At 53.8% G+C, this 26370-nt stretch carries 24 protein-coding genes; 12 read left to right on the top strand and 12 right to left on the bottom strand.

Features of this window, described 5'->3' with window-relative positions:
- The first annotated feature begins 321 nt into the window (after positions 1 to 321).
- Positions 322 to 2343, top strand: a complete 2022-nt coding sequence (locus tag F1728_RS29190; protein ID WP_155366951.1) for an efflux RND transporter periplasmic adaptor subunit — start codon at positions 322 to 324, stop codon at positions 2341 to 2343.
- 84 nt (positions 2344 to 2427) lie between these two features.
- On the opposite strand, the gene F1728_RS29185 is transcribed toward F1728_RS29190, so the two are convergent.
- The 6 genes from F1728_RS29185 to F1728_RS29160 form a co-directional block, all read right to left on the bottom strand.
- Complete coding sequence (locus F1728_RS29185) at positions 2428 to 3060, bottom strand: hypothetical protein (protein ID WP_155366950.1); 633 nt, start codon at positions 3058 to 3060, stop codon at positions 2428 to 2430.
- A gap of 133 nt (positions 3061 to 3193) precedes the next feature.
- On the bottom strand, positions 3194 to 4582 hold the full coding sequence (locus F1728_RS29180) for a POT family MFS transporter (RefSeq protein WP_155366949.1): 1389 nt from the start codon (positions 4580 to 4582) through the stop codon (positions 3194 to 3196).
- A 38-nt stretch (positions 4583 to 4620) separates the two neighbouring features.
- The gene (locus F1728_RS29175) at positions 4621 to 5310 is read right to left on the bottom strand and encodes a P-loop NTPase family protein (protein ID WP_228030398.1); all 690 of its coding nucleotides are present in this window, start codon (positions 5308 to 5310) and stop codon (positions 4621 to 4623) included.
- Between the two features lie 35 nt (positions 5311 to 5345).
- A complete protein-coding gene (locus F1728_RS29170; RefSeq protein ID WP_155366947.1) occupies positions 5346 to 5651 on the bottom strand; it encodes a hypothetical protein in 306 nt (101 codons plus the stop codon).
- Positions 5641 to 6588 carry a metallophosphoesterase gene (locus F1728_RS29165; protein ID WP_155366946.1) on the bottom strand — a complete coding sequence of 316 codons (948 nt, stop codon included), beginning with the start codon at positions 6586 to 6588 and terminating at the stop codon, positions 5641 to 5643. The genes F1728_RS29170 and F1728_RS29165 overlap by 11 nt, the downstream gene beginning before the upstream one ends.
- Positions 6578 to 7921: an ATP-binding protein gene (locus F1728_RS29160; protein ID WP_155366945.1), complete on the bottom strand. Its 1344-nt coding sequence runs from the start codon at positions 7919 to 7921 to the stop codon at positions 6578 to 6580. The genes F1728_RS29165 and F1728_RS29160 overlap by 11 nt, the downstream gene beginning before the upstream one ends.
- Before the next feature lie 183 nt (positions 7922 to 8104).
- Here F1728_RS29160 and F1728_RS29155 point away from each other — a divergent pair, with 183 nt between their 5' ends.
- From F1728_RS29155 to F1728_RS29140, 4 genes are all read left to right on the top strand, one after another.
- Complete coding sequence (locus F1728_RS29155; RefSeq protein ID WP_155366944.1) at positions 8105 to 9286, top strand: lactonase family protein; 1182 nt, start codon at positions 8105 to 8107, stop codon at positions 9284 to 9286.
- 99 nt (positions 9287 to 9385) lie between these two features.
- Positions 9386 to 9850: a phosphoribosylanthranilate isomerase gene (locus F1728_RS29150; protein ID WP_155366943.1), complete on the top strand. Its 465-nt coding sequence runs from the start codon at positions 9386 to 9388 to the stop codon at positions 9848 to 9850.
- Positions 9832 to 10044, top strand: a complete 213-nt coding sequence (gene trpF, locus F1728_RS32375) for a phosphoribosylanthranilate isomerase (protein WP_261344488.1) — start codon at positions 9832 to 9834, stop codon at positions 10042 to 10044. The genes F1728_RS29150 and trpF overlap by 19 nt, the downstream gene beginning before the upstream one ends.
- Before the next feature lie 208 nt (positions 10045 to 10252).
- Positions 10253 to 10687, top strand: a complete 435-nt coding sequence (locus F1728_RS29140) for a response regulator transcription factor (RefSeq protein ID WP_145186334.1) — start codon at positions 10253 to 10255, stop codon at positions 10685 to 10687.
- 15 nt (positions 10688 to 10702) lie between these two features.
- Here the strand turns inward: F1728_RS29140 and F1728_RS29135 are convergent, their stop codons facing one another.
- Positions 10703 to 11197: a DUF420 domain-containing protein gene (locus F1728_RS29135; RefSeq protein ID WP_155366941.1), complete on the bottom strand. Its 495-nt coding sequence runs from the start codon at positions 11195 to 11197 to the stop codon at positions 10703 to 10705.
- 229 nt (positions 11198 to 11426) lie between these two features.
- Here F1728_RS29135 and kdsB point away from each other — a divergent pair, with 229 nt between their 5' ends.
- From kdsB to F1728_RS29115, 4 genes are all read left to right on the top strand, one after another.
- The gene (kdsB, locus tag F1728_RS29130; protein ID WP_155366940.1) at positions 11427 to 12182 is read left to right on the top strand and encodes a 3-deoxy-manno-octulosonate cytidylyltransferase; all 756 of its coding nucleotides are present in this window, start codon (positions 11427 to 11429) and stop codon (positions 12180 to 12182) included.
- Between the two features lie 188 nt (positions 12183 to 12370).
- On the top strand, positions 12371 to 14035 hold the full coding sequence (locus F1728_RS29125; protein WP_315853508.1) for a CTP synthase: 1665 nt from the start codon (positions 12371 to 12373) through the stop codon (positions 14033 to 14035).
- A gap of 52 nt (positions 14036 to 14087) precedes the next feature.
- Positions 14088 to 15017, top strand: coding sequence for a tRNA pseudouridine(55) synthase TruB (gene truB / locus F1728_RS29120; protein ID WP_155366939.1), 930 nt, complete (start codon positions 14088 to 14090; stop codon positions 15015 to 15017).
- 48 nt (positions 15018 to 15065) lie between these two features.
- The gene (locus F1728_RS29115; protein WP_155366938.1) at positions 15066 to 15641 is read left to right on the top strand and encodes a Maf family protein; all 576 of its coding nucleotides are present in this window, start codon (positions 15066 to 15068) and stop codon (positions 15639 to 15641) included.
- Positions 15642 to 15717: 76 nt separating this feature from the next.
- Here F1728_RS29115 and F1728_RS29110 read toward each other — a convergent pair whose 3' ends face one another.
- From F1728_RS29110 to F1728_RS29100, 3 genes are all read right to left on the bottom strand, one after another.
- Positions 15718 to 16269, bottom strand: a complete 552-nt coding sequence (locus tag F1728_RS29110) for an RNA polymerase sigma factor (RefSeq protein WP_145041608.1) — start codon at positions 16267 to 16269, stop codon at positions 15718 to 15720.
- A gap of 268 nt (positions 16270 to 16537) precedes the next feature.
- The gene (locus F1728_RS29105; protein WP_155366937.1) at positions 16538 to 16831 is read right to left on the bottom strand and encodes a hypothetical protein; all 294 of its coding nucleotides are present in this window, start codon (positions 16829 to 16831) and stop codon (positions 16538 to 16540) included.
- 381 nt (positions 16832 to 17212) lie between these two features.
- A complete protein-coding gene (locus F1728_RS29100) occupies positions 17213 to 18937 on the bottom strand; it encodes a hypothetical protein (RefSeq protein ID WP_155366936.1) in 1725 nt (574 codons plus the stop codon).
- 504 nt (positions 18938 to 19441) lie between these two features.
- Here F1728_RS29100 and F1728_RS29095 point away from each other — a divergent pair.
- Together F1728_RS29095 and F1728_RS29090 are read left to right on the top strand one after the other, a co-directional pair.
- On the top strand, positions 19442 to 20866 hold the full coding sequence (locus tag F1728_RS29095) for a hypothetical protein (protein WP_155366935.1): 1425 nt from the start codon (positions 19442 to 19444) through the stop codon (positions 20864 to 20866).
- Between the two features lie 163 nt (positions 20867 to 21029).
- Positions 21030 to 21683: a hypothetical protein gene (locus F1728_RS29090; RefSeq protein ID WP_155366934.1), complete on the top strand. Its 654-nt coding sequence runs from the start codon at positions 21030 to 21032 to the stop codon at positions 21681 to 21683.
- A gap of 81 nt (positions 21684 to 21764) precedes the next feature.
- On the opposite strand, the gene F1728_RS29085 is transcribed toward F1728_RS29090, so the two are convergent.
- A complete protein-coding gene (locus tag F1728_RS29085; RefSeq protein WP_194242585.1) occupies positions 21765 to 22997 on the bottom strand; it encodes a DUF6807 domain-containing protein in 1233 nt (410 codons plus the stop codon).
- A 28-nt stretch (positions 22998 to 23025) separates the two neighbouring features.
- Complete coding sequence (locus F1728_RS29080; protein ID WP_155366932.1) at positions 23026 to 24348, bottom strand: Gfo/Idh/MocA family protein; 1323 nt, start codon at positions 24346 to 24348, stop codon at positions 23026 to 23028.
- A 276-nt stretch (positions 24349 to 24624) separates the two neighbouring features.
- On the opposite strand from F1728_RS29080, the gene F1728_RS29075 reads away from it, so the two are divergent.
- Positions 24625 to 26106 carry a sulfatase gene (locus tag F1728_RS29075; RefSeq protein ID WP_228030396.1) on the top strand — a complete coding sequence of 494 codons (1482 nt, stop codon included), beginning with the start codon at positions 24625 to 24627 and terminating at the stop codon, positions 26104 to 26106.
- The last annotated feature ends 264 nt before the right edge of the window (positions 26107 to 26370 follow it).

Here is a 26370-nt window from a genome sequence, read left to right as displayed (position 1 = left end):
TTATACTTCAAATATTTGACCGTCTCTTATAACAGGGTATGTTTTTACGGCTCCGGGCCACTGGAGCGATTACTCACTTTGTCCGTTTCTTTTCCGCAACATGCGAAAAAAAAGAGATTTACGACAAATTGTCTTTTTGCATTCGCCCTTCCCCCCGAATAAAATCAGGGTATGTAAGATTGTCCACACAGTGAAAATCGCGTGTGGAACCAGCAAAAAACCATAGTTTACGTCAAACATACCGTATAATTTCTGAAAGAGTCTCGTTTCAGAAATGGAAAACGGAAATCCATCGATCGATCAAACAGGTAAGTTAACTCTATGACCAGCACTCAATCGCCCACTCAGACCCGTGAACGTGTCATTCGTATTGCGCGGGAAATCGAAGAGTTTGCTCATTCCAACGTCGCCCCCGAGACATTCTTCCGTGAATTTCTCAGACGCGTGGTAGCCGGACTGGGAGCAACGGCAGGTGCTGCCTGGTTAATCGATGAAAGCGGTCGGTTGACCATCAAAAGTGAAGTCAATCTGGCAGACACCGGTTTCTACGAAGAACCAGAGGCGATTCTGAAAAACCAGCGACTGCTCTCCGATGTCATTTCCACGGCTGAAGCACGCATCTTTACTGCCGATGGTGAGAGCGATGTCCACCTGCCCACCGATAACCTGATCGTGGTGGCGGCGCTGACGATTCGCAAAAAGCCGGTCGGTGTCATCGAAATCTTCCAGCGATCGAATGCTCCCAAACAGGCTCACTCAGGTTACCTGCAGTTTGTCGAGCAGATGTCGGGCTATGCCTCACATTATCTGACAGAGCGCGACAAAGCCAATCAGTCGGATGCATCCCTCGAAGTCTGGGAAGAAGTCGACCAGTTCGTTCAGCAGCTGCACCGCAGCCTGGATTTGTCTGAAGTCGCGGCGACCGTCGTGAATGATGGTCGTCAGCTCCTGAATGCCGACCGCGTCAGCCTGGCGATGCAGTACGGCAAAAAAACAGTCATCGAAGCAATCAACGGGCAGGACAAAGTCAACAAGCGGGCCAATACGGTCCGACTGCTCTCCAAGCTCTCCAACAAAGTTCTGGCGATGCGTGAGAACTTCATCTACTCAGGGTCGGTCGATGCCATTCCCCCGCAGATTGAAGAACCTCTGGCCGATTACCTGCAGGAAAGCGGAACCCGCATGATCATGATTGTGCCGCTTTTCGAACCGGAAAAAATTGTCAAAAGTGATGACGAAGCCCTGGGGCGTACCAGCGATAAACCCCGCAAACTGATTGGCGGTCTGATCGTCGAACAGATCACCGACAGCCAGCCGCGACCTCATCTGGAAAGCCGCGCCGATCTGTTGTCGGGGCACATCGCCAGCGGGATTGCCAATTCCCGCAACTACGAAAGCATTTTCCTGATGCCGCTCTGGCGGATGGTCGGGCGCATCTTTGCTTCGCTGCGTGGTAAAACGCTCGTCAAAACCCTGGTCGTGATCGCACTGCTCGTCGCTGCCGGCGTGACACTGGCGATGGTTCCCTATGATTATCGCGTCAACTGTGACGGTCGACTGATGCCGACCATTCAGCGGGAAGTCTTTACCAACTGGGAAGGCGAAGTCGTCAAGATTCATGTAGAGAGTGGACAGCAGGTGAAAAAAGGTGATCTGCTGGTGGAAATCCGCAACGAAGACCTGAAAGCCCAGGCTGTAGATGCGGAGAATAAACTGAACGAACTCCGCCTGTCGATGCTGGCAGTGAATGCCCAGCTTCAATCGGATTCCAACAATAAACGCCCGGTGGAAGATATCATCAATCTCCGCGGGAAACTGAATGAAACACGCACCCAGATCGCAGGTACCGAACGTCATCTGCAGATTCTGAACGAGCGACTCGACAAACTGAATGTGCGGGCTCCCATCGATGGCGTCGTCACCACATTCCAGGTTGAACAGTTGCTGATTAACCGTCCGGTGCAGCGGGGTGAACTGCTGATGGAGATCATGGATCCCAACGGTCCCTGGCAGCTGGAACTGGACGTAGAAGAAAAGCGAATGGGGCACATCCTCAGAGCTGCTGAGAAGAAGGGTGACATCGAGTTGCCGGTCGAATTCATTCTGGCAACGTCCAACGAACTGACCTACGAAGGGGAAGTCACCGAAATCTCAACACGGGCCAATCACGCCGAAGAGGTAGGGTCGATTGTGGAAACCTATGCAACATTCGATGAAGAAGCACTGCCGATGCTGCGAATTGGTGCTGAAGTGAGCGCCAAGATCGACTGCGGCGAACGCAGCCTGTTCTATGTGCTGTTCGGTGATGTGGTGGAAACCGCCCGTCGTTACTTCTGGTTCTAACAGCCGACAGACGATACCGAAAACAAAAAAACGCCCGGGGATTAATTTCCAGGGGCGTTTTTTTGTTCGATTCAAAGACTGCGACTATTCTTTGTCAGCAGGTTTGTCTTCAGTCTTTTTGGGTTCTTCTGTTTTGGCTTCCTCTTTCTTCGGCTCTTTTTCATGTGCATGATCGTGATCATGATCGCCATGCTCATGGCCGTGACCGTCGTGCTTCAGGTCAACATGAAAATGATTTTCGCCGATATCCAGGTGGAAGTGCCCATTCAGATCGGATTCTTTTTTGATCGATTCCGGAATGGCTTTGCCTTCGGCTACGAAACGGGAGGACTTGCCGTCCTTTTCCCCTTCCAGAGGTTTGGCAGCCAGCGGAATTTCGTGTTCTTTGTCGCCAACTTCCATATCAAAGTCGATGGACTCTGCAGCGATTGGAACAGCAGCTTTGGCATCAGGACCGAGAATGAACGCGGTCAGCGTGCGTTTATCGCCGTCAAAGACAACTTCCACGTGGTACTGTTCTTCCCCCACTTCCAGCAGATGACCGCCGTTGGGGCCATGGGCGTGTTCGTGATCGTGTCCATGGTCATGTTCTGCTTCCGCGGAAGCCTGGGAGTCTTTTTCATCGAATGTGCGGGTTTCATCCTGTCCGGCACAACCGGTAAACAGGGCGAGCGCCCCGCTGCAGCAGACGACAGCCAATAAATTATTAATTCGCATTTTCATTCCTTCCCGAAATATATGAAACTAAGTGTTTTAATAGCGATTTCAATTCGCCCTGCCAATTACATATGCAAATCATATGCAGAATGAACCATAAAGAAAAGCGATCTGCTGAAGTTTCGCACAGAGATCAATGAATCCCCTCTTCCTCAGCCTGCGCCTGATCTACGGCGTCATCCTGAATATACGTTTTCCCTTTATAGCGCTGCGCAACGAACACAAACAGTACCGCGGCCACCAGCATCAGTCCGGAAAAGAACCAGAAGTATCTGGCGCCTTCCAGGTATGAGCTCTCTTCATCAACCATAATGACTTCATTCACACCCGCAGTCAGCAGATTCCCCACCGTCATGGAAAGAAAGAAGAGTGACATGATGAATGACTTCATCGATTTGGGAGCCTGAGTATAGGAAAATTCAAGGCAGGTAATCGAAACCATGACTTCTGCAGAGGTCAAAACCAGATAGGGGATCGCCTGCCAGAGTATATGGGGAGGGTTATCAGGCGCACGGATGATCCATGATTCAAGCAGGGCGCTGATCGCAAACGAGGCGGCCGCCAGAAAGAAACCGATAGAGATTTTTCGCAGGGGTGTCAGCGGAAAGACTTTGTCGATCAGTGGGTAAATCACATACGTAAACGTCGGCACCAGCAGTAAAATAAACAGGGGATTGAGTGCCTGAATTTCGGCCGCTCCCAGTTCATAGCTGCCGATCATGTGCTTCATCTTTGTTCCCTGGAGTACCCAGGAGGAGCCCGTCTGATCGAAGAGCGACCAGAAGACGGGGAGAAACACATAATAGAGTACCGACAGATTCAGCAGCGCCTGCAGGCCTTCCTTGCCAAATGTTTCCGAGCGGAATTTCTCCCAGCCTGAAGCGGGAATGTGCACAAATTCATTGCGTCCCAGCCAGAACAGAATGGTGGCGATCAGCATCAAGATTCCCGGCAGTCCAAATGCGTAATGTGGTCCATAGCTCTTGAGGATCACCGGAATCAATAAGGAAGCGACAAAGGCCCCCATGTTAATCGACAGATAAAACCAGCCAAAGACCCGGCTGAGCAGATGCTGATTTTGCTTTCCGAACTGATCGCCCACATGCGCGGAGACACAGGGCTTGATCCCCCCGGCGCCGATGGCAATCAAAGTCAGACCGACCAGCAACCCCGACCGCGTTTCATCAATGGCCAGCGCCAGGTGGCCGAAACAGTAAACGATCGACAATGTCAGAATCGTCCGATATTTGCCCCAGAATACATCGGAGATAATAGACCCCAACAGTGGAAAAAAGTAAACGGCGGCGACAAACAGATGAAAGTATTTCGTCGCCTGCTCATCGCTCATGTAATCTTTCATCCCCTCTGCATTGAGCAGATACTGCGTCATGAAGATCACGAGGATGCCTCGCATGCCGTAATAACTGAAGCGTTCTGCTGCTTCGTTACCGACAATGTAGGGAATCCCGTTCGGCATTTTCGGAGAAGGGACAGGAGCAGTCTTATATGTTGGCGATGTCATCAGTGGGTCTGGTCCTTCAATGGTGTCTCGATTTCGGTTCAGGTTGAATCATATTGGTGTCGATCCGTTTCCACGCGTTCTACCTTTACCCCTTCGGGAGAGGGAGTGAACTGGAAAATGGTGTCAGCATAACGTTCAAACATTACCGGATCGTGGTGACTGATCATGATAATCTGGAAGCCGAGTGCCTGCCCCGCCTCATGAATAATTTTCACTAACCGTGGTACCAGATCGGGACGGAGCCAGCAATCCTGTTCGTCCAGAACGAGTACCCGCCGGTGTTCTGTTTCATCCAGCGTCATGAGCGCGAACATCCGCAGGCCGACCGAGAGGATGTTGGCCACCGAACCCCCCTGCCCCCGCATGATGTCTTCCGTATTGCCTTCCCGTTCGATCTGAAATTCGACCGTGGCGGCATTGCGTTTCCATTCAGCGACCGCCTTGAGCTTGAGTGGCTGTTCCAGAACTTCCTGGAGGGCGATCGTCAGTTTCTCCTGAATCATCTGCAGTTCCTGCTCGAACAGCTGACCGCTTAAGGTCTCCAAAGCTTCGGTGACCTGCTCGGAGATCCCCAGGTACTGTTCCGTTTCCTGCAAAAGCTGTTTGAGCTGGGCCTGGTCTTTCTCTTTCTGTTTGCGCACCGCGGAAAGTTCCCAGCAGCGGCGCTGCAGGCTCAAGGGAGACCGCAGTTCCCCGGGCTCGGTCTCAGAATCAGATTGAGAAGTCATGTCGCTCTGCATGGCTCACTTTCCATTTGGCCGGTTCAGGAAGCGTCTGCTGACTGATGTGCGGTTTCAATTTTGGAGAGTTCGGTTTCGATCTTCGCGAGACTCTGATGATACTCGGCCCGTTTGCGGGCATTCTCATCCTTGATCTGCTGCAGCTTTGCTTTCAGCTCTTCCAGTTGATCGGTGCCATACTCTTCCTGCGCCTGTTGCTTGAGCTCGTTCAGATTCTGCTCGGCATTCACCAGGTCGCGTTCGGATTCAATTTTGCGTTTATTCAGTTTCTGAAACTGTTCCGTCAAAGCTTCGATATCGGGAACTGCTCCTGGCTGGTCATTCGTCATCGCGGGAAACCTCATCTGCTAATTTCTGTATTTCTGCTGCCACGGTTGTTTCAAACTGGGGCAGATTTTTTTCCAGGAACAGTTTCAGCCCTGCTCCCGTATCCGTTCTCCGAGACTGTAATTCGGCCAGACCCGAAATAAAAGCGGACGGCACGCCTTCCTCGGTTTCGTCTTCCATTTCCGGGTGAAAGACTTCATCAAAGGCGGCGTGGGGAATTTCCACCTGCGAACGTCGCCAGCCGTCTGCGGTCGCTTCGAGTTTCAAGACAGAAGGAATATGCGCCCGAGTCGCATCGCTGCGCGAACGCCGGATAATATTTCCCGGGGTCACCCAGGTCGTCTGCCCTTTCTGCACGTCATCAAGCCGACGATGAATGTGGCCGTTAACAACGTAATCCACGCCTGTAATTTCATAGGGACGCAGGTGCCCCTGTTCTTCGTAGCCGGGGACGAGCAGGTCGTGGTGGGTCACCCAGACGATCAGCGGTGAATCGGTTTCGTGCTCAAATGCGTCCGCCTTGGGTAGTTTGTGCCCCCAGGAAGTGCCTCCCACGATGACCGGGCGACCTGCCATGGTGCCTCGCCAGGGATTTTCGGTTGAGAGCAGACGATAGCGGCCCGCCTGGATCAGAATGCTGAGCGTGTCATGTTCGTTCAACTGGTTTTCACGGCAGTCATGATTGCCGTAGATGCCATACACGGGTGTTTCGAATAAAGTCAGCAGTTCACACAACAGCCAGTTCTGATTGTCGCGGGGCACATGAAACAGGTCACCCAGGATCACGGGGAGTAAGCTTTGTTCCTGCGCCGTCTGCAGACACCACTTGATTTTCTCCAGCACGACGCGGGGATAGTCATCCCTGCGAAAGCCGGGAACCCGCCCTTCCACGTGGGGATCGCCGATCAGGAGCACACCTTGATATTCTTCAGGCGTCATGTGTGTGCCCCTTCAATCCGGTTTCGGCTGACTGAATGAAGCGATCCGGCTCCAGCTCTCCGCCACACGTGGGGCAGGTGGGATTCTCTTCCACCAAGTGTAGCAGTTCGACGCGGGCCTGTTCGTATTCGGCTTCGACACCAGCGTGAATCTGTTTCCGTTCCAGAAACTGCGTCTCCGCGGCGGTCCACTGCTGGCAGAACTGCGCGAGCTTCGCACCATCGACCAGTTGCGGGGGGGAAACGCATTCTGCGAGGATTTCGGCTTCTTTTCGATCCCGTTGCGTGCGGGCTTCCGCGGCTGTCAGTCTCGCGATCAGCTTCTCCAGACTTTCCGGATCGGTCAGCTGAGGAGGTTCATCCAGCGGTTCCAGGCAATTCTGTGTCGCCTGTGAATGCTGGCAGATGCGATCCTGCAGTTGAAAATCCCTGATCAGAGCAGAGAGTGCCGATTCATTTTGTAGCGCAGGGGGATCGCTTAATGTCTGCAGAGCGGAGACAGTCGTCTGTGAGCGCTGCAGCCCGAGTTGAATCGTCTGCCAGCGTTGAACCAGTGCTGCGAGGGGGCGTTCCGGTTCCTGCTCCAGCGGTCCGGGTAATTCCTGAAGACAGGTCACCCGGCGGGAACAGAGGGCGACACGTGCTTCCGCCTTTGTCAGTTCCGAAATCAGCGTTTCCAGCTGCTGAATCTGCTGCGTATCGGCCTGGAGTGCCTGATATTGTGTTTCGAGTGTCTCGAGTTCGGATTCCAGATCGGGAACGGGCTCCAGCAGTTTCAGTGTGGCCTCGTTCTGTTTCTGCTCGGTCTGTTGTCGCTGATAGTCCTGCTGAGCAACTTTGACTTTGCTGCGGTGCCGCTTCTGCATCTCGATCAGCACGGAGGCATCCGAGGAGGAGGCAAAGAAGCGGGCGGCCCGACTGCCCCGATCGCCCAGCAGAAAGATGGGCGATTTCTGCTCGCCGAAATGGACATCGAATTCATCGCTGTCCCCCGACTTGACTTTCGCCAGTCTTAATACTTCCGGGAGGATATCGGGGACATTGTTTCTGAGGCGATGGAAATCCTGCCCGTCAATCGTATAACTGACGACCTTCTTTTTGCGTTTCCATTCGATGACGTGGCCGTCGTCGGTTTCCACGATCACGCGGCACTCTTTGGCGCCGTGCCTGACCATGTAATCGCCCGAGGTATTTTCCGCCAGTACCTGCAGGGCCGAGACGAACGCCGACTTACCGCAGTTATTGGGCCCCGTCAGCACGGTGAGTCCGGGCGACAGCTCAATCTCGGTAAACGCATGGCTCATAAAGTTATGTAGTGTAATCCGTTTCAACATGCTTCAAAGTATAATCATTTCGGTTCGCGAATCACAGGATTGACGCCCCCGGTATTTCAGATCCCCGCCGAAACAGAGGCTTGCGTTCCGCCATTGATTCGAGTCAAATAACTGCAAAGCCAGGTGAGGGATGGATTGCCCGTCCCCTGCCCTGTTCTCCTGATATTTCAGATAGGATTGCCCATGCTCGCGCCGACCCAATATTTCCTGTGCTTCGCTCTCTTTTCCGGAGCCGTCTGCTCCACGCTCCTCACCCAAACCGCATCCGGGGCTGAGCAATATCGGGTTTATGTGGGCACCTATACCCGCGGCAGCGACAGCAAAGGGATCTACCAGTTGCTGCTGGACGGCAAGACGGGCAAACTGACGCACGTGGATGTCACGGAAAACAGCGTGAATCCCTCGTTTCTGGCGATTTCTCCCAATCAGAAATATCTGTATGCCGTTAATGAAATCAGTGATTTTGAAGGCCAGAAAGCGGGTGCCGTCAGTGCGTATTCGATTGCTTCAGACAGTGGCAAGCTGACGTTTCTCAACCAGCATTCTTCCCGGGGTGGCTCTCCCTGTCACCTGGTGGTGGATGCGACTGGCAAGTTCGTGCTCGTGGCCAACTATTCTGGCGGCAATATCTGCACGCTGCCGATCCAGAAAGATGGTGCCCTCGGACCCAGTTCCGCTTTTGTGCAGCATACCGGTTCCAGTGTGAATCCGGCCCGTCAGAAAGCACCGCACGCGCATTCGATTAATCTGGATCCCAAGAACCGTCATGCAGTTGTCGCCGATCTGGGCATTGACGAACTGCGCGTCTACGATTTCTCTGCAGCCGACGGCAGCCTGACTCCGAACGCGATACCGGGAATCAAAATGGCTCCGGGAGCCGGTCCCCGGCACTTTGCCTTTCATCCGAGCGGGAAATGGGGTTATGTGATTAACGAGCTGAACCTGACCGTGACCGCCATGAAATACAATCAAAAGACGGGTGTCTTTGAGATTCTGCAGAACATCTCCACCGTTCCAGAAGGAACGAAACGGAAAGGGAATTCGACAGCGCAGGTTCTGGTGCATCCCTCTGGAAAATTCCTGTATGGTTCCAACCGGGGCCCGAACACGATTGCCATGTATGGAATCGACCAGAAAACGGGCGAACTGACGTCCCTCGGTTATCAGCCGACCGGCGGTGCGATTCCGCGGAATTTTAATATCGACCCGAGTGGGAAATTCCTGCTGGCCGCGAACCAGGATTCGAATAACGTCGTCGTATTCAAGATCAATCAGAAAACGGGGGTGCTGGAGCCAACAGGACATGAAATCGACGTTCCCAAGCCGGTCTGTATTCAGTTTCTGCCGATCAGCGGTACTCCCTGAGTTACCTGACGTCTATAATGCAGACACCTTACCGCGGAGGAAAACCTGCCGCGGTTGCATTGCTTTTGAAAACCTCCAGTCCCAATAAGATCGACACATATGTGGACGAAAATCTGTGGCATTCGTGATGCCGAAACCGCCCGCATGGTGGCGGACCTCGGTGCCTCTGCACTCGGTTTGAATTTTTACGCCCCTTCGCCACGGTGCATCTCTGTTGAAACCGCCGGGGAAATCGCTGCGGCCGTCTCGAAGAATGATGTCGTGCTGGTGGGATTGTTCGTGAATCATAGCCTGGAAGATATCGAAGCAACCTGCCAGGACGTTTCACTCGATCTGCTGCAACTGCACGGTGATGAAACGCCGGAATTCCTGGCGGAACTGGCGGAGCGACTACCAAACCTGCCTTTGATCCGAGCATTTCGTGTGCGGGAAGCGAATCTCGAATCAATCGCCGCCTATCTGTCTGACTGCGATCGCTGTGGCAAACGCCCGGATTACCTGTTGATCGACGCTTATTCACCAGATGCCTTTGGGGGACCGGCAAAGTGGCTCCCTGGGCGGTGATTGAGGAATATTATCAGTTTGCTGAGTGGCCTCCCCTGATTCTGGCGGGGGGACTGACTCCCGAGAATGTCGCGGAAGCGATCGCCGCGGTGCAGCCCTTTGGTGTGGATACCGCCAGCGGAGTGGAATCGGCACCGGGGATTAAAAGTGAGGAACTGGTGGCATCCTTTATCAAACGCACAAAAAAAGCGTGAAATTTCGATCGTCTAACTGGTATAATACGACACAGCTCACGAATGAAAGATGAAGAATCAGAACAGTTTTTTGCAACTGCCTTGAGAATCCCGAGTTCGAGCTCTACCATATATCTCAGACCGGAGTGTCTGAGTACGTGGCGCTGAGTCACTTTGAAAAACAGGAGTTGCGGGAAACGCATCGTTTCTCCAGGGAATGAAAACGACCATGTCAACTGATTACAAAATTTTACTGATCGAGGATGACCGCGAGATTTCCAGCACGTTGAGTGGTGTGATTAAATCTGCGGGCTATAACATCATCGTGGCCCCCAATGGACTGGAAGGGCAGAAGCTCGCCCAGACCGAGAATCCCGATCTCGTCATCACCGATATGATGATGCCTAAAATGGGAGGTTTCCCCGTACTGGAAACTCTCAAGTCGCTGCCTTCTCCCCCCAAGGTGATCATGATCACCGCCAATGAAGGTGGCCGGCACAAAGCGTATGCCGAGATGCTCGGAGTTGACGACTATCTGCGGAAGCCTTTCGCGATGGACGTCTTCCTGGATGCGATCGCCCGCGTATTGGCAAAAGGCTCGGACGACGGAGATGATAGCAAACCCGCTAAAGGGCCTCTGTCACGCGCACGTAAAAAATCGTAAGCGACCTGCCTGCCCTTACCCCCCGGCAACCAGCGCGACGTAGTACCAGTACAACCCGGTCAACGACGTCAGCGTGATATCGATCGTAGAAATCCAGCCCAGCTTTTTGTGCACGCTGCTGTGCGCACAGGGTACGGGCGGATTGGGAATGCGTTTCAGAGCCAGAATCAGTGTTGTCGCCCAGAAGAAGGGTGTGCTGACAGCGAACAGCAGGTGCACGTAGAGGACATTCCGGACATAGTCGAACTGTTCGGGTGTCAGGGGGACTTCGCGCTGTTTCACAATATTCTGCCAGCCGCCGTGCATGATCTGGACGTCCACTTCGAAGGCGGCCACAGCCACCAGCAGCACGGCCCCGAGCAGAATCTGCAGCTTTTTGTGCAGCGCAAAGTTATGTTTGATTTTAACAGCGTAAAGGCTGAATAAGAGAAGTGGCACAATCAGCAACAGTGCCGAGACCACAAAATCCAACATGAATGTTGAGCGATAGCCTAAAAATCCATGCTCCATCTGAGTATCCTGTTTTGGCGTATGGGGGGAACGAGATCTGTTCGCGAGGAACCATATCAGAACTTCAATTCTGATCCAAGCCCAGCCTGATTTTGCTCACGATCAGTTTCCTTGGTGGAATGGCGCGAATTTCCCCGGCTCCCACTTGCAGAGTCAGACAGGCTTGATACATTGGGCCAATTAAGGATTTTTTCAGCCAGCCGTTCTCTCAGACACAGGAGGTGTGCACGTGCCAGTGTGCGGCGTGATTCCCGCCCGACTCGAGTCATCGCGACTCCCCGGAAAACTGTTATTAAGTGAAACCGGACAGACGCTGATTCAGCATACCTGGGAGGCAGCAGCCCGCTCCGAGCGGCTGGATCGCCTGATCGTGGCGACCGACAGTCTGGAGATTCTAGAAGCCGTACATGGCTTTGGTGGCAAGGCGTTTCTGACGGGAGAGCATCCCAGCGGCACCGACCGGATTGCCGAAGTTGCGGAAAAAGAACTCCTGGATGCGGATATCCTGGTGAATATCCAGGGAGACGAACCCGAAATCGCGCCTGAATTCATCGATCAGCTGATCGACCTGCTGGAATCCTCCCCGGAAGCCGAAATGGCGACGCTGGCGACTCCCATCCGCAGCCTGGAACAGTTACAGGATTCTTCGTGTACCAAAGTCGTCTGCAGACAGGACGGTTCGGCGCTGTACTTCAGTCGCCTGCCGATTCCCTTCACGCGTGATGTCGCTCCCGAAACACTGCTACCCGAACAGAGCCCCTGGTTATTGCACCTGGGTCTGTATGCCTACCGTCGACCGTTTTTACTTGAGCTCACCAAAGTCTCTCCGACTCCACTGGAACAGCTGGAGAAACTGGAACAGCTCAGGGCCCTGGAAACGGGTGCAAAGATTCAGGTCGGCACCGTCGCTCATCCCACCGTTGGCATTGATACCCCGGACGATTATGCCCGGTTCGTCAGCCGCTATCAGCAGGGAACGAATTAGATTGCAGTAAGTCGCTTATTGATCAACAGTTAACGATCTACCCCCGGATCGGTTTCAGGCATTTCCCTGCAAGCCTGACGTGTTAGAATATTCATGAGTGGCGACTGAGATCCGGCAGTCCTGCTCGCTTTTCATCTGATTAAAGCGTGCAATTTCGCATTGCTTTCCATATCATGCAGCAAAGATTAATGACAGCTCAAACAACAGACAGCGAAATGACCAAACACACCACAAAACACATTTTTGTCACCGGCGGCGTCGTCAGTTCTTTAGGGAAAGGTCTGACCTCGGCCTCCATCGGTCTGCTGCTCGAACAGCGCGGCCTGCGGGTCCGGATGCAAAAGCTCGATCCGTACATCAACATCGATCCCGGCACCATGAACCCTTACGAACATGGTGAAGTTTACGTACTCGACGACGGTTCAGAGACCGACCTCGACCTGGGTCACTATGAGCGGTTCACCAACAGCCCGCTCTCCCGCAAATCCAACTACACTACCGGGCAGATTTACCAGCGCGTGATTGAAAAAGAACGCCGGGGTGAATACCTGGGAGCGACCGTGCAGGTCATTCCGCATATCACCGATGAGATCAAAGAATCGGTTTATAATCTGGCCAGCTCCGATGTCGATGTGGTCATCACCGAACTCGGGGGGACCGTGGGCGACATTGAAGGGCTGCCCTTCCTCGAAGCCATCCGTCAGATTCCGCTGGATATCGGCAAAGAAAACTGCCTGTTTATCCACCTGACGCTCCTGCCTTACATCAAGGCGGCGGGAGAAATGAAGACCAAACCGACCCAGCACAGTGTGGGCCTGCTGCGGCAGATCGGGATTCAGCCCGACGTCCTCATCGTACGTACGGAACGTCCCATGGACAAGGATCACGCGGACAAGATCGCGCTGTTCTGTAACGTCGAAAAAGGGGCGGTCATCGAAGAGGTCGATACCGAATATTCGATTTACGAAGTGCCCCAGGGTCTGGCCGATGACGGGCTGGATAAGCTCATCATCCGCAAACTGCAGATCGACGCCGAACCTCTGGACCTGGCCAACTGGCGGACACTGTTGAACCGGATCAAAAACCCGGAACACGAAGTGACCATCGCCGTGGTCGGAAAATACATCGATCACAAAGATGCCTACAAGTCGATTTACGAATCACTGTTCCACGCCGGCTTCCATCACAACACCCGGATTCTGCTGAAGCGGATCGAAGCGGAAGAAGTCGAACGCCAGGGCGCCGAGAAACTGCTCTCCAACGTTGACGGGATTCTGGTTCCCGGTGGATTCGGGAAACGTGGCATCGAAGGAAAAATCGCATCCGTAAAATTTGCCCGCGAAAACAAGATTCCCTACTTCGGAATCTGTCTGGGTATGCAGTGTGCGGTTATCGAATTCGCCCGGAATGTACTGGGACTGCCCGATGCCCACAGCACGGAATTCGATAGTGAAACGAGCGCCCCGGTGATCTGTCTGCTCGAAGAACAGAAAGAGATCACCGAAAAAGGGGGCACGATGCGACTGGGAGCCCAGGACTGCATCATTACCAAAGAGACCAAGGCACACACCTGCTACGGGGCAGACTCCATCAGCGAGCGGCACCGTCACCGGTACGAGTTCAATCCTGAGTTCCGTACGAAGATGGTCGAAGGTGGGATGATTCCGACCGGCACCAGCCCCAACGGGAACCTGGTTGAAATCGTCGAAATTCCAGATCATCCCTGGTTTCTCGCCGTTCAGTTCCATCCGGAATTCAAGTCCAAGCCGGTCAGCCCGCATCCGCTGTTTGCCGGGTTCGTCGGTGCGGCTCTGAATTATCATCAGCAGAAAGTGCGGGTCTCTGTTTCCTGACAGAGTCGCGTGTCTGATTCCGGAATGTATCAGAACAGGGAGACATTCCCCGATGAGCGGTTCTCCTTCTAAAGCAGACCTGCAACTCTCAGGATTGTTGAGCGTTAACAAACCCCAGGACATCACTTCCCGCCAGGTCGTCAACCAGTTTCAAAAGCTGGTCCGCCCGGCCAGAGTCGGTCATGCAGGGACACTCGATCCCCTGGCAACGGGAGTGCTGGTACTGTGCGTCGGCCCCTCGACACGGTTGATCCGCTTTGTGCAGGATCAGCCCAAGGAATACATCGGCGAATTCGTTCTGGGCAAACGGAGCGACACTGATGATATTACGGGCGAAGTCGTGGAGACGCCGGACTGTCCGGTGATCGAATGGGAACAGTTGGAACGCTTGCTACCCACCTATCGTGGTTCCATCGAACAGACTCCGCCGAAGTTTTCAGCAGTGCACGTTAATGGCAGACGGGCATACGATCTGGCCCGCCAGGGTAAGACCGTTGAAATCGAGCCTCGCACGGTCGAAGTCTATGAACTGGAAATCGTGAAATTTGAGTTCCCCCGTTTTCAGCTGCGGATTGTCTGCGGTTCGGGAACTTACATTCGTTCGATCGGACGCGACCTGGGAGAAGACCTTGGTGTGGGCGCCACGATGACCTCACTGGTACGTTCGCGGATTGGGGAATTCAAACTGGAATCAGCATTGAGCCTCGAAGAACCGCCGACTCTGGAAGCGATCACTGCCCATCTGCAACCGCCAATCAAAGCCGTCCCCCATCTACCGCATTACCGGTGCGATGCACGAGAACTGAGAGCCATCAGCCTGGGACAGAAACTGACCGGCCCTCCGGAAAGGCTGCCTGAGACGGACGAAATCACTGAAGTCGCGATCGTCAGCCCCGCCGGTGAGTTGGCAGCGATTGCGGAATGGGATCGTCCTCATCAGTGTCTCTCCCCTCGACAGGTATATGCGCAGCGTCCTAACTAAACGGTCTACCAGAGAACAAGAAATCCCCTAATCCAAGAAATGCGTACTATGCAACTCATTCTGGCCAGTACTTCAACTTATCGCGCGGAACAGTTACGGCGTCTGGGAATTCCGTTTGCACAAGAGGATCCGCAGGTCGATGAAGACATTCTGAAGCAGGCTGGACTGCCTTCCGCAGAACTGGCCAAACGGCTGGCGCTGGAGAAAGCGTTCCAGGTGCAGCAGCGTTTCCCGACGGCCCTGATTATCGGCGGTGATCAACTGGTTTCCTTCGAAGGAGATGTGCTGGGGAAACCGGGTTCCAACGAACGGGCGGTTCAGCAATTACTGCGACTGCAGGGGACCAGTCATGAACTGATCACCGCGATCGCGGTACTGGGTCCGGCGTTTGAGGAAGTTCACTGCAATCACACGCGGCTCACAATGCGTGCTCTGGATGAAGCAGTGCTGCGGCGGTATGTCGAATATGACGAACCCTGGAACTGTGCCGGAGCGTACAAGATTGAAAGCCGGGGCATTGCCCTGTTTGAATCGATCGAATCAACCGACCACTCGGCGATTACCGGAATTCCATTGATGGAGCTCACGTCCCTGTTGAGACGCGCGGGCCTGGAACTCCCTTAAGTCAAGAGTCGCGCAAAAAAACGCCTGCAGAGGCGGGCCTCCACAGGCGTGGTTCGATTCCTTTCATGAACGTCACTCATACGGACTGGACGTCCAACAGTGCTTCCCGCAGACGATTACGTGCGGTGTGCAGTCGACGCTTAATCGTCCCGATGGGCCGATCGAACTCGTCACTCATTTCCTTCAGGGACTGGCCCTTGAAGTAGAATGAGATCAGGGTCTGACGGTCGACTTCACCCAGCGATTCCAGTCCGCCACGCAGTTCAGTAGCCCGCTCGCTTTCCAGCAGTTTGTCCAGCGGGTTTTCCGGTTCATCGTCCAGGACGATGAAGGTATCCGGGCTCTGAATGCATTCGTTAGGCCGACGAACGGCTCGATTGATCGACATCCGGACGGCGATCTGCCGCAACCAGCCACCGAATCGCTCCGGTGCATTCAGCTGTGACAGTTTCCGCATGGCCTGGATGAAGACATCCTGAGTGACTTCACTGGCTTCAGCGTGGTTACGCAGACGCTTCATTACGATCGCGAAGACCGTAGATTCAAATTGAACAACAAGTGAACCGAAGGCGTCCCGATCTCCATTCTGAGCAGCCGTAACTAACTCGATTAAGTTCTGATCTTCCATTGTAGTATCTCTTCTCTGTCCCTGAATCAGGACTCTGAATTCATTGAAGTTCAAAGTGGTTCGTTAAGCACATGCAAACCAGAAACGGAACAGCGTTTGAATCAGCCGCGAGACCAGAGAAAAAGCGGGGCGCTTTCACAGGTCACCAGGGGCCCAACGTGCTACGTTTGCCAGTGAATGTGGCAGGGTCAGCTAAAAGGCTGTCGCGTTTTAACCAACCACTTTGAGTAAACGATTTTCTGCTAAAAAGCAGGGAATAGGAATCTGCTTACGAAGCAGTTCCGGTCACGGTGGTCAGGGGGGTTCCCGTTATCTGCATATATCTTTGATAGAGCAGATGCATTGTGGGTTGATGTTGACAACAACTATGCCAACCCATCGGGGAGGACCCCGGCATACCACCGGATTCCGACAATCGTTCTCCACTTAGAGGGCGTAACGCATCTGTACGGAGGGCGGCACGGACGACATCAATCGCTTTCACGACAGCTGCTGCTTTGACAAACACGCTGTTGCTAATTGCTTTGACGACGAAACGACGATTCTGTTTAGAGAAAATCATCAGTGCACCTCCTGCGTTAAACCGCAGAGAAAGAGACTATAAAAAGAGAGGCTCGTGCCTCATAAGAAAAAAACGGACACAAGCCGTTCACAGGTAATTCAGCGGATAGACCTGTTATGATGAGTAACAGGAGTATCCCTCTGCCAGTAAGACAACAATGCCCTGACAAAGGTTCGCTCATTTTTGACAGTTTTCGGAAAAATGTCGATTCTTTCAAGAGTAGTTTTACGGATTCTCCAGTGAAACGGAACATCCCGGATCTGCGCCGGCCCACCAGGTCGCCTGTAACCTATTTTTTCATAATAGCTTACGAACAGAGGGCCACACTCAAAAGCAGGGCGACATTTTTTCAGTATTTTTCCACAAAAGAGAGTGCCAGTCTTATTTCTGGCGGGAAATCAGCGAATAAACTTTGAACCCGTTCTGCAGATTCTCAACTGGAATATAGGTTTTCGTGCTGAGTGACTGTTTTCCGGTAGTCAGGCTGAAGGTCAGATAGGAGTCCTGGATGCCCAGTTCGCGGATCTGTTTTTCGGCAAAGGGACCTGTCTGCTGACGGCTCTCGGCAAAGATATTCAGAATCCGCATCACGGTGCCTGAGACATCGACGAGGGCTACCAGATTCGCTTTCTCCGCGCCTTGGGCACGGGCTTTTTGAAAGGCGGGCTGGTTTTGCGCGGTCAGGGAGGATTTATCTGGCGCGTTGAGGGCTTCCATGAATTTCTGCATCGAGGCTGATCCCCCCATGACCTGCAGGACCTTACCTTCCGGATACGCCATCCGGTTAGTGATCCCGGACGGGCCGTAGAGAATTTCGAGCATCCGCTTCTGGATCTGCAGCGGATCGGACGCCGGATCGAGTTCCTGCTTGATGACAGTCAGGTCAACGGGAATGCCGCCTGCCTGTTCTGCATCGGGCTTAAAAGTGATTTCCTGCTTGATGCCGGGCAGAGAGATATTCTGCATGATCTGCATCATCTGATGCGTGAGAGTCCGCAGCTTGTCAGAAGGGGTGACCTCGGAAACCGTGTAGGCATGCATCACGCCATCTGCGAGTTTGCCCAGTTCGAAGGAAAAGTAGTAACTGCCGAACTTGAGGCTGCGGATTTCTTTGACGATCTCCGTGAACTTCTCTTTGGCTTCGGCGTTCTGCTGTGTTTCATCAAACATCTGGGCGGTCATGTTCATGCCCCAGGTAATCAACGCATCCGCATTGCCGGCACCGGCGATGTAAGCCAGTTGATGTGCGGGAAAATGTCCCAGCTGATTTAACGGCTGAGGCGGATTGGACTGAAACAGTTGATCGGTTTCGGAATCGGGTTTGACTTCAAACAGGCTTTCCAGGCCGACCCCCTGCTCCGAAAACTGAAAGGCGGTGGTATAAGCGTGCGAATCTTTGACGGCCTGCAGAGAACCTTTCGCCAGCGTCGAGTAGAGACCGAGAATCGGTTTTGCATTGACGCCGGGAGCCGCGTTCATGGTTTTGGCGAGTTCTGTCAGTCTGCGATCGACCTGGCCCTCGGCGCGTTTCAGTTGAGCCTGATAGATCTGGACCATCTTCTGCAGATTGAGATAGACCGAGAGATCACCGGAATCGAACAGCCCTTTCGCGGCCGGGCTGAGTTGAGATTCGAACGACTGATCCGACTGTTTGAGACTGGCCTGTGCCTGCTCGACGAGTTGCTTGTCTTCGCTGTAAATCAGCCATTTCTCTTCGAGAGCTGAGTGATATTTCTCGCCCAGGGCGGCTTTACAGGCAGCGGCGTCTTTCACAGGCACAATGAAGAGCAAGCCCGGATCCTGTTCGGCATGCAGAAAGACGCCAACACTGATCGTCCGTGCCGGGTCGACGCCTTCCCAGGTCGGATTTGAGAGCGAACGTCCAACGACGGTTCGCACGTTGGCAGCCAGTAGACCGCTGATGGCTTCGTCGACCTGACTCGTAAGCTGATTCATTTTCTGTAATGTTGCCTGCGGCCGTTTCAGTCGAATCACGATACCCGCCTCAGAAGAGATCGCGGCGGTGGGAACTTCAGCAGCGGACACGGTAGACAGTGATATCAGTAACAGGCAGAACAGCAGACCTGATTTCCAGTTGAACAGCATTTGCATTCACTCCATTTATTAAAAATCGCAAAGTTGGTGAGGCGGATGCCTCATTATATCTGTTGAGTAAAGGACTGAGGACTAAACAGCACCGAGAAACTCGGACAAATTTTAAACCATTTCCATATCAGTATTTACCCTGATTCAGCTCTCTTCTGCTCCATGAGACCGGTGAAAATCTCATCTTGAAACAACTGCGGTAACATGGGGGTTTCGGGAAGTATTTTCGCATCAGGAAATGACTGGCGATAAAAGCGAACTCACGGCATTTGCTTTCAGTATCACCTGCAACAGCCGGTGTTTTATAAATCTGAACTCGTGCTGGAATTTCGTGAATACCGATGAAAATGGAGTCACCATCGATGCGGTCATGCCGGGGATCAGGCGATCAAAGGATTGATTACTGCCTCTGCCGACCGTTGTCACTCTCAATGACTCATCGTTCTAAATAAAACTGTACTTATAGACGACAAAGATCTCGTTGAAGGATCACAAAGAGCATCAATGTCTACTGGATTTGCCGGCTCTCGTTCCATGGATGAACGCCGACGCCGCAGACTGGCGTCGGAATGTTCTGAATCGCTCGATAACGCGAATGACGATTCAGATTCCCCTCGACTTGCGCGCACGCATCGTTTCGCTGCGGGTCAGTATCCGTTACGGACACTGATCTTTCCGCGTCGCTGGAAGCTGGCGCTCTATTACCTGCCGGTACTGCTCTGTTTTTCCGGGCTGATCGCGGCCGACTTTTATCGGGCAGAGCTTCCGCCGGAAGGAAAAACGCTCTCCGGCTTATTGTCACTGAAACAGAGTCCCCTGCTCCCCGTACTGGGAGGCGGCCTCTTGTTCATGACGGGACAGCTGGCATTGCTGATCGCAGCCCTGCGGACACAAAGTCTGCACGATTTCTCCGGACGGTACCGGCTCTGGAAGTGGATCGCCTGCGGTCTGTTTCTGCTCGCACTGTGCCTGACGACACAGTTGCATACCGTCTGGGCCCAGACTGTGATTGAGCTGCGGTTGTTTGACTGGGGACCGCATACGGGGCTGCTGGCCTGGCTGGTACCGGCCCTGGCTTTCGGGTGTACGGTGGCGTTAATGGCCTACCTGGAAATGCGTGGCGACCGGGCGGGGCTGAACCTGCTGATCGGAGCCGGCGCCACCTATGTTTTGAGCCTGACCTTCCAGTTTACCGATAACCTGATTCCGGGCGAGGCCTGGCATCACATGATCGACGCGGGGCTGTTTTACTTCGCTCACTGGTGTCTGTTTACCAGCCTGCTGCTGCATACACATCATCTGCTGTATCATTCGGTGGATCTGCCCGAGAGGGCCCCTTCCCGCTTCAAGCATGCGGCCAAGGGATATCTGTATCGACGTCGTATTCGAGGCAAAGCGAAGCGGGTTGCCCGAGCTCTGCAGCGGAAAGCACGCCTGCAGGAAAAAGAACAACAACAGAAAGAACGGGCAGAACAGAAACAGGCCGAGAAAGTGCGTCTGGAACAGGAACGCGCAGAAAAATCGAAACTGAAAGAGGAACAGGCGGCCGCTGCGGCTGAGAAGAAACAGGCAGCCAAAGCAGCTGCGGAAGAAAAGGCCGCACAGAAAGCGGCTGAAAAAGAAGCTGCGAAACAGGCAGCAGCCGAAAAAGCGGCACAGAAAAAGGCCGTGAAACAACCCAAGTCGGAACCAGAATCGGAAGAGGCCGATGAGACGCCCGAACCGGAATCTCAAGTCGAGCAACCGTCACAACAGCAGCCTGCTTCGAGCAAGCAGTCTAAGACGGTCAAAAAGAAAACACGCGTCGACCTGAATCATGATCCGGAACAGCTGAAAGGGTTGAGCAAGCGCGAACGTCGCAAGCTGCAGAAACAGTGGCGTGACGAAGAGCGACGTCTGGCAGCACAGGAAGCCGAGGACTGGGAATAATTCTCCCGATTTTTGTGATCCGGATTTGAATTTCGCTCGTTTCCCTGCCCGATTCGTTATAGACTGACGGTCATCAGGCGGTCTCCCCTTGTGTAATTCCCTCGATATCGCCTGTTTTCGACACAGTTTTCGCTCCGCCAGCCGGAATAAAGGATAAGCGACGATGTCCGACGACAATTTTTACGCAGACGATGATCAATTCAAACCGGAAGAATATTCGGCTCCCCCTAAACCGGGGATGAGCTCCGGGGTCAAGATTCTGCTTATCCTGCTGGCGCTCGGGGGTATCGGCCTGCTGCTCTGCTGCGGCGGTATCTTCTATGCCGTACGGAACGTGAAGGCCAAGGTCACCGAGAACAAACAGGAAATCACCGAAATCCAGAATGAGATCGCCACGATCAACATTCCCGAATACTTCGTTCCCCAGATGGGCATGTCTGCGGATGTGATCGGCAAAAAGATCCTGATGGCGATCTACGAGGAAAAAGAGAAAGATGGCGGACTGGTGCTGATGAGTTTCGGTATTCCGAACGATGGCATGGTCGACATGAACAAAGAGTTCCGCCAGAACCTGAAACAGCAGAATCAGAACCAGCGGGAACTGAAGATCGATAAAACGGAACAGAAAGAATTTGAAATCAACGGCGAAAAAGTCGAGTTCACGTTCGCCGAAGGCACGGATAAGAACGACAAGAGGTTTCACCAGGTAATGGGTGTCTTCCCGGGCAAAACCGGAGCCACATTCCTGTTCCTGCAGATCGCGTCTGACAAGTACAACGCAGAAGACATTGAGAACATGATCAAGTCGATCAAGTAAACACAATCTGACTTCAGTCACTTCACTGGCCCGAATCCCTGTTCGGGCCAGTTTTTTATGCGCGTGATCGTGTCACCGAATTTAAGGACCGCTGATCACTTTGACCTCAGGCGGTTCGGCCAGGTCAGTCCATAACCGTTGATCCACTTCCTGGCTGGGCTTTCCGTCATGCACGTAGAACCGATAGCGTGAGACATAGGGTTGGCCCGGCTGGATATCAAAGGGGTCGAGCGAAGCGACTGCGAAACAGAAATAAGGCATCGTGGGATGCAGTCGCACCGGTTGCGGCGATCGGAAATTGGTTGGTGCACTGAAGATCGCCACCCCGGCGGTTTCGTCGCCCAGGGGACCATACATCTCGACCCAGTGTGGTCGTGATTGATTGCCGTTGGTCTTGTTCTTGCCTTCACTGGTCAGATAATCATAGCCATGGTTCGTATGCCAGTCGGCGTGTCCACGAATAGTCATACCTCCGTAATGGATCTTATCAATGGTGACCGGCTTTTCGGTCGCACACTTCTGCACAGAAACGATATCAAACAGGAACTGTTTCTCCAGCGCATAGACGCGGACCTTCCAGTTTTCGTTGAGCATCGTCACGGGGCCCGTCTTTTTCGTGAGGTCGATGTGTTCGATGGAAGTATCAATTTCGCCGAACACGGGACCGCCGGTAAATGAATTGACCTGGCTGTGAGCGACTTTGCCCAGTTTGGATTTCTGATCCCAACCGTTGTTCTCCCGCCCTTCGAAGAGGATCTTTCGCCAGGAAAACATGATGCCATGCTGGTGGGCATGGTCAGGGTTGAAGTCATCGGTAATCACTTTTCCGGAAGGTGTATACAGCGGATGAATGTACCCGCTCTTGTCGTAGTAAGACTCATCCCGTTTCGGTGCCTTGACGATGGCGTGATTGTAGGTCAGCACCGGCTTGTCAGCGACTTTGACACTTAGATGGCTGCCATCGTCGACGACAGTCACCTGCTCGGCCGGCTTGGTGAATTGCGCCGCATGGAGGCGATATTGACGCGACGTGCCTGCTGGCAGCGGTTTGCTGAGAATCCAGAACAGTTTCCGTTCGGAACCCGAGGCATCAATCTGCACCGGAACTTCCTTGCCGTCATCGAGGCGGACCAGCGTCAGCTGTTTCTGATTCTGAAGTGGTTCAGGTACGGGGAGACTGATGACGGTCTGCTGCCGATCGTGTTTGCCGGCGCTGACTTCCAGAGTGACGGCGGGACCTGCATACAGAGATGCTTCGGTCCCTGCTAACAATGCCAGCATCAGGAGTGTGGCGGAACGTAGTTGTGATTTCATGTGTGACTTCAATCTGTAAAGCGGCATCTTAGAGTGTCCATCCTTTGCGGTATTCGCGTTGTACGTATTGCGCGGCCTGGTCGGTGTTCGTGGCAGCACCTTTGTCTGCATCCCATTCCACTTTCTCGCCGACGCGGAACGCGAGGTTGCCCAGCAGGATCGTTTCCGTCAATGGGGCTGCGTAATCGAAGTGGCAGTTGGTTTTGCCGTTGCCTTTACAGGCTTCGTACCATTCCTGGCGGTGATTGCCGATTGCCGGCGGAATCGTTTTCGGCGGTGCTTTGAAGCCGGCGAATTTTTCTTCGGGCAGCAATACGCGCTTACCGTAATCCGCGGCCAGCATACCATCGGTGCCGACAAACAGAATTCCCGCCGCCCATTCGGGGCCGCCCAGTTCGAGAACAGGTTCCGGGGTATTGCGTCCGTGGTACCAGATCACTTCGACGGGAGGCTTCGAGCCCCGGGCCGGGAACTGCCAGTGACAGTCGAGCCAGAACGGAGTGGAATCGGGGTGCAGATCGGGGCCCTTGGTTTCGACCGCGTTGGGATACTGCAGATCCAGCGACCAGAAAATCAGGTCCATGTAGTGGCAGCCCATGTTCCCCAGCGTGCCGTTGCCGAAGTCCCACCAGTAGTGCCAGTCGTGGGGATGATAACAGGGATGAAAGTTCTGCATCGGTGCCGGGCCGACCCAGAGATCCCAGTTCAGGGTTTTGGGAATCGGCTGTGGTTCGGTAGGACGATCAACGACATGCTTAAAACGCCGCCAGCCTCCCGGTCGTCCAAACCAGACGTGGACCTGTTCCACATCGCCAATGGCTCCGGATTGAATGAGTTCGACAGTCCGCCGGTAATTTTCACCGGCGTGGTTCTGTGTGCCCATCTGGGTGACAACGTTTTCCTCACGGGCTACGCGCTGCATTTCGCGAACTTCATGTATGGAGTGGGCCAGCGGCTTTTCACAGTAGACGTGTTTGCCACGTCGCATGGCGTTGACAGCGATCGTGGCGTGGGTGTGGTTGGGAGTCGTCACGACGACGGCGTCGATCTCGTTTTCCAGCTTATCGAGCATGAGGCGAAAATCGGCGAAGGATTTCGCTTTCGGGAACTTCGCCTGGTATTTGTCGGTGCGGGCGGAATCGACGTCGCACAGGCCGACAATGTTCTGGCTGGAGACCAGACCCAGGTTGGCGTTCCCCTGATTCCCCAGGCCGATACAGGCGATGTTGAGCTTCTCGTTGGGTGAGGTGCTTTCTGCCTGGGCCGTATGTGCCCCGAGCCAGAGGCCCGCCCCTGCCAGAGCCGAACGTTGTAACATTTCACGACGCGTCAGTTTCGTTGAAGTACTCATAAACTCCCTGTCTGTCGATGCCTTGCTCTGTTTAAGGTTCTGGAGATTTACCATCCAGCCCTGCCCTTTATTAAACCTTATTGCGTTATTCAAAACCAGCCTGAAATGAAAATCGGGCCCCCTGAGTCTTCCAGCAGATGAGAATGCCAATTTCCGGGAGATGCTTCATTTGAAAAACTCAACTGAATTCAGAACGCGATGTTGTATTTCCCCCGCGGCAGAGAGATATTATGTCCGTCAGATATCCATTATTTTTTCCTGTCCAGGAGCGCTTCCATGATGACCTCGATGCGGCTGCGGCCCGTTTTTCTACTCAGCCTGTTTGCCCTCTGTTTTGGTATGGACCAGCGCCTCTCGACAGCCGCCGAGAAACCGAATGTGCTGTTCATTGCCGTGGATGACCTGCGGCCTGAGCTGGGCTGTTATGGTGCGTCGCATATTCAGAGTCCGCACATTGATCAGCTCGCAGCCAGCGGTCTGCTGTTCAATCGGGCTTATTGCCAGCAGGCGGTCTGTTCCCCTTCGCGAACGAGCCTGATGACCGGGCTGCGTCCCGATTCCACCAAGGTCTACGATCTGGATACGCACTTCCGCAAGACGGTACCCGATGTGGTGACGCTGACACAGCAGTTCATGAAGCATGGTTATAAATCGATCGGGATGGGCAAGATCTATCATGGGAGTCTAAACGATAAAGCGTCATGGGATGCCTACCCCACGGTCAACGGGAGAGGATATCAGCTGCCTGAGACGCTGGCGGGAATTCGGGAACGGACTAAAGGACTCGACGTAAAAAAAATGAACTGGCGGCAACGTTCTAAGCTGACGCGGGGGCCCGCTACGGAGATGGCAGATGTGCCGGACGAACAGTACCGCGACGGGGCGATTGCCGAACAGGCGATTAAATCACTCCGGGAGTTGAAACAGAGTCAGCAGCCCTTCTTCCTGGCGGTCGGTTTTCTGAAGCCGCACCTCCCCTTTGTGGCGCCGCAGAAGTACTGGGATCTCTACGACCGCCAGCAGATCAAACTGGCGGAGAACCGGTTCACCCCTAAGAACGCACCGAAAATCGCATTGACCAACTGGGGAGAACTGCGGAACTATTCGGACATGCCGGCCAAAGGGGATCTGACCGACGAGCAGCAACTGCAGTTGCGGCACGGTTACTATGCCTGCGTCAGTTTCACTGATGCGAACATTGGTAAAGTGCTGGATGAACTGCAGCGGCTGGAACTGGATGAGAACACGATCGTGATTCTGTGGGGCGATCATGGCTGGAAGCTGGGCGAGCACGACGGCTGGTGCAAGCATACGAACTTTGAAAACGACACCCGCGTGCCGCTCATCATTCGGGCACCGGGTATGCAGGCGCAGGGAAAAACCAGTGAGGCCCTGGTGGAGTTTGTCGACATCTACCCGACGCTCTGCGATTTAGCGGGGCTCCCCCTGCCCGCGCACCTGGAAGGGACCAGCTTCAAACCGTTGTTAAGCAACCCGCAGCGTCCCTGGAAGCCGGCCGCTTTCAGCCAGTATCCACGGGGACGCGTGATGGGTTATTCGATGAAAACGGATCGCTACCGCTACACCGAATGGCAGGACCGCAAGTCAGGTAAAGTGGTCGATCGTGAACTATACGATCATCGGCAGGACGGTGCCGAGAACGAAAACATTGCTGGTCAACCGGACCAGAAGCAGGTGGTACAACAACTGTCAGCTCAGCTGAAAAAGAACTGGAAAGGGGCGGTGGTGCCTGACTGAGGGGGTTGGTTGGGACACAGGCTTGCGGTGGGTGCCTTTATTAAAACCTGACATCTTTTTCTACTTCCCCCTGCTTTTACAGGAGTAAGTACTATTAGCTTTTCCCATTTTCTCGGTGCGACAATTCTTCTGTCGGCTGTATTCGCCGGAGCTGTGGACCGACTGTTCGCGCAACAGGAGAGCTCAACGAAGAAGGAGTCTCTGGGGTTTCCGGAGAATGTCAAAAAGAAGCAGACAGTCGCCTGGCAAGTTACACAAGTCCCA

The organism is Gimesia benthica, assembly GCF_009720525.1.
Taxonomy (GTDB): domain Bacteria; phylum Planctomycetota; class Planctomycetia; order Planctomycetales; family Planctomycetaceae; genus Gimesia; species Gimesia benthica.
The sequence above is the reverse complement of the archived record's forward strand: the minus strand, read 5'-3'. Positions and strand labels throughout refer to the sequence as shown.

What these genes read in the sequence shown, in the direction of transcription:
- F1728_RS29190 (WP_155366951.1), top strand. Translation starts at nt 322, where the DNA reads ATGACCAGCACTCAATCGCCCACTCAGACCCGTGAACGTGTCATTCGT.
- F1728_RS29185 (WP_155366950.1), bottom strand. Translation starts at nt 3,060, where the DNA reads ATGCGAATTAATAATTTATTGGCTGTCGTCTGCTGCAGCGGGGCGCTC.
- F1728_RS29180 (WP_155366949.1), bottom strand. Translation starts at nt 4,582, where the DNA reads ATGACATCGCCAACATATAAGACTGCTCCTGTCCCTTCTCCGAAAATG.
- F1728_RS29175 (WP_228030398.1), bottom strand. Translation starts at nt 5,310, where the DNA reads ATGACTTCTCAATCTGATTCTGAGACCGAGCCCGGGGAACTGCGGTCT.
- F1728_RS29170 (WP_155366947.1), bottom strand. Translation starts at nt 5,651, where the DNA reads ATGACGAATGACCAGCCAGGAGCAGTTCCCGATATCGAAGCTTTGACG.
- F1728_RS29165 (WP_155366946.1), bottom strand. Translation starts at nt 6,588, where the DNA reads ATGACGCCTGAAGAATATCAAGGTGTGCTCCTGATCGGCGATCCCCAC.
- F1728_RS29160 (WP_155366945.1), bottom strand. Translation starts at nt 7,921, where the DNA reads ATGTTGAAACGGATTACACTACATAACTTTATGAGCCATGCGTTTACC.
- F1728_RS29155 (WP_155366944.1), top strand. Translation starts at nt 8,105, where the DNA reads ATGCTCGCGCCGACCCAATATTTCCTGTGCTTCGCTCTCTTTTCCGGA.
- F1728_RS29150 (WP_155366943.1), top strand. Translation starts at nt 9,386, where the DNA reads ATGTGGACGAAAATCTGTGGCATTCGTGATGCCGAAACCGCCCGCATG.
- F1728_RS29140 (WP_145186334.1), top strand. Translation starts at nt 10,253, where the DNA reads ATGTCAACTGATTACAAAATTTTACTGATCGAGGATGACCGCGAGATT.
- F1728_RS29135 (WP_155366941.1), bottom strand. Translation starts at nt 11,197, where the DNA reads ATGGAGCATGGATTTTTAGGCTATCGCTCAACATTCATGTTGGATTTT.
- F1728_RS29125 (WP_315853508.1), top strand. Translation starts at nt 12,371, where the DNA reads ATGACAGCTCAAACAACAGACAGCGAAATGACCAAACACACCACAAAA.
- truB (WP_155366939.1), top strand. Translation starts at nt 14,088, where the DNA reads ATGAGCGGTTCTCCTTCTAAAGCAGACCTGCAACTCTCAGGATTGTTG.
- F1728_RS29115 (WP_155366938.1), top strand. Translation starts at nt 15,066, where the DNA reads ATGCAACTCATTCTGGCCAGTACTTCAACTTATCGCGCGGAACAGTTA.
- F1728_RS29110 (WP_145041608.1), bottom strand. Translation starts at nt 16,269, where the DNA reads ATGGAAGATCAGAACTTAATCGAGTTAGTTACGGCTGCTCAGAATGGA.
- F1728_RS29105 (WP_155366937.1), bottom strand. Translation starts at nt 16,831, where the DNA reads ATGATTTTCTCTAAACAGAATCGTCGTTTCGTCGTCAAAGCAATTAGC.
- F1728_RS29100 (WP_155366936.1), bottom strand. Translation starts at nt 18,937, where the DNA reads ATGCTGTTCAACTGGAAATCAGGTCTGCTGTTCTGCCTGTTACTGATA.
- F1728_RS29095 (WP_155366935.1), top strand. Translation starts at nt 19,442, where the DNA reads ATGTCTACTGGATTTGCCGGCTCTCGTTCCATGGATGAACGCCGACGC.
- F1728_RS29090 (WP_155366934.1), top strand. Translation starts at nt 21,030, where the DNA reads ATGTCCGACGACAATTTTTACGCAGACGATGATCAATTCAAACCGGAA.
- F1728_RS29085 (WP_194242585.1), bottom strand. Translation starts at nt 22,997, where the DNA reads ATGAAATCACAACTACGTTCCGCCACACTCCTGATGCTGGCATTGTTA.
- F1728_RS29080 (WP_155366932.1), bottom strand. Translation starts at nt 24,348, where the DNA reads ATGAGTACTTCAACGAAACTGACGCGTCGTGAAATGTTACAACGTTCG.
- F1728_RS29075 (WP_228030396.1), top strand. Translation starts at nt 24,625, where the DNA reads ATGATGACCTCGATGCGGCTGCGGCCCGTTTTTCTACTCAGCCTGTTT.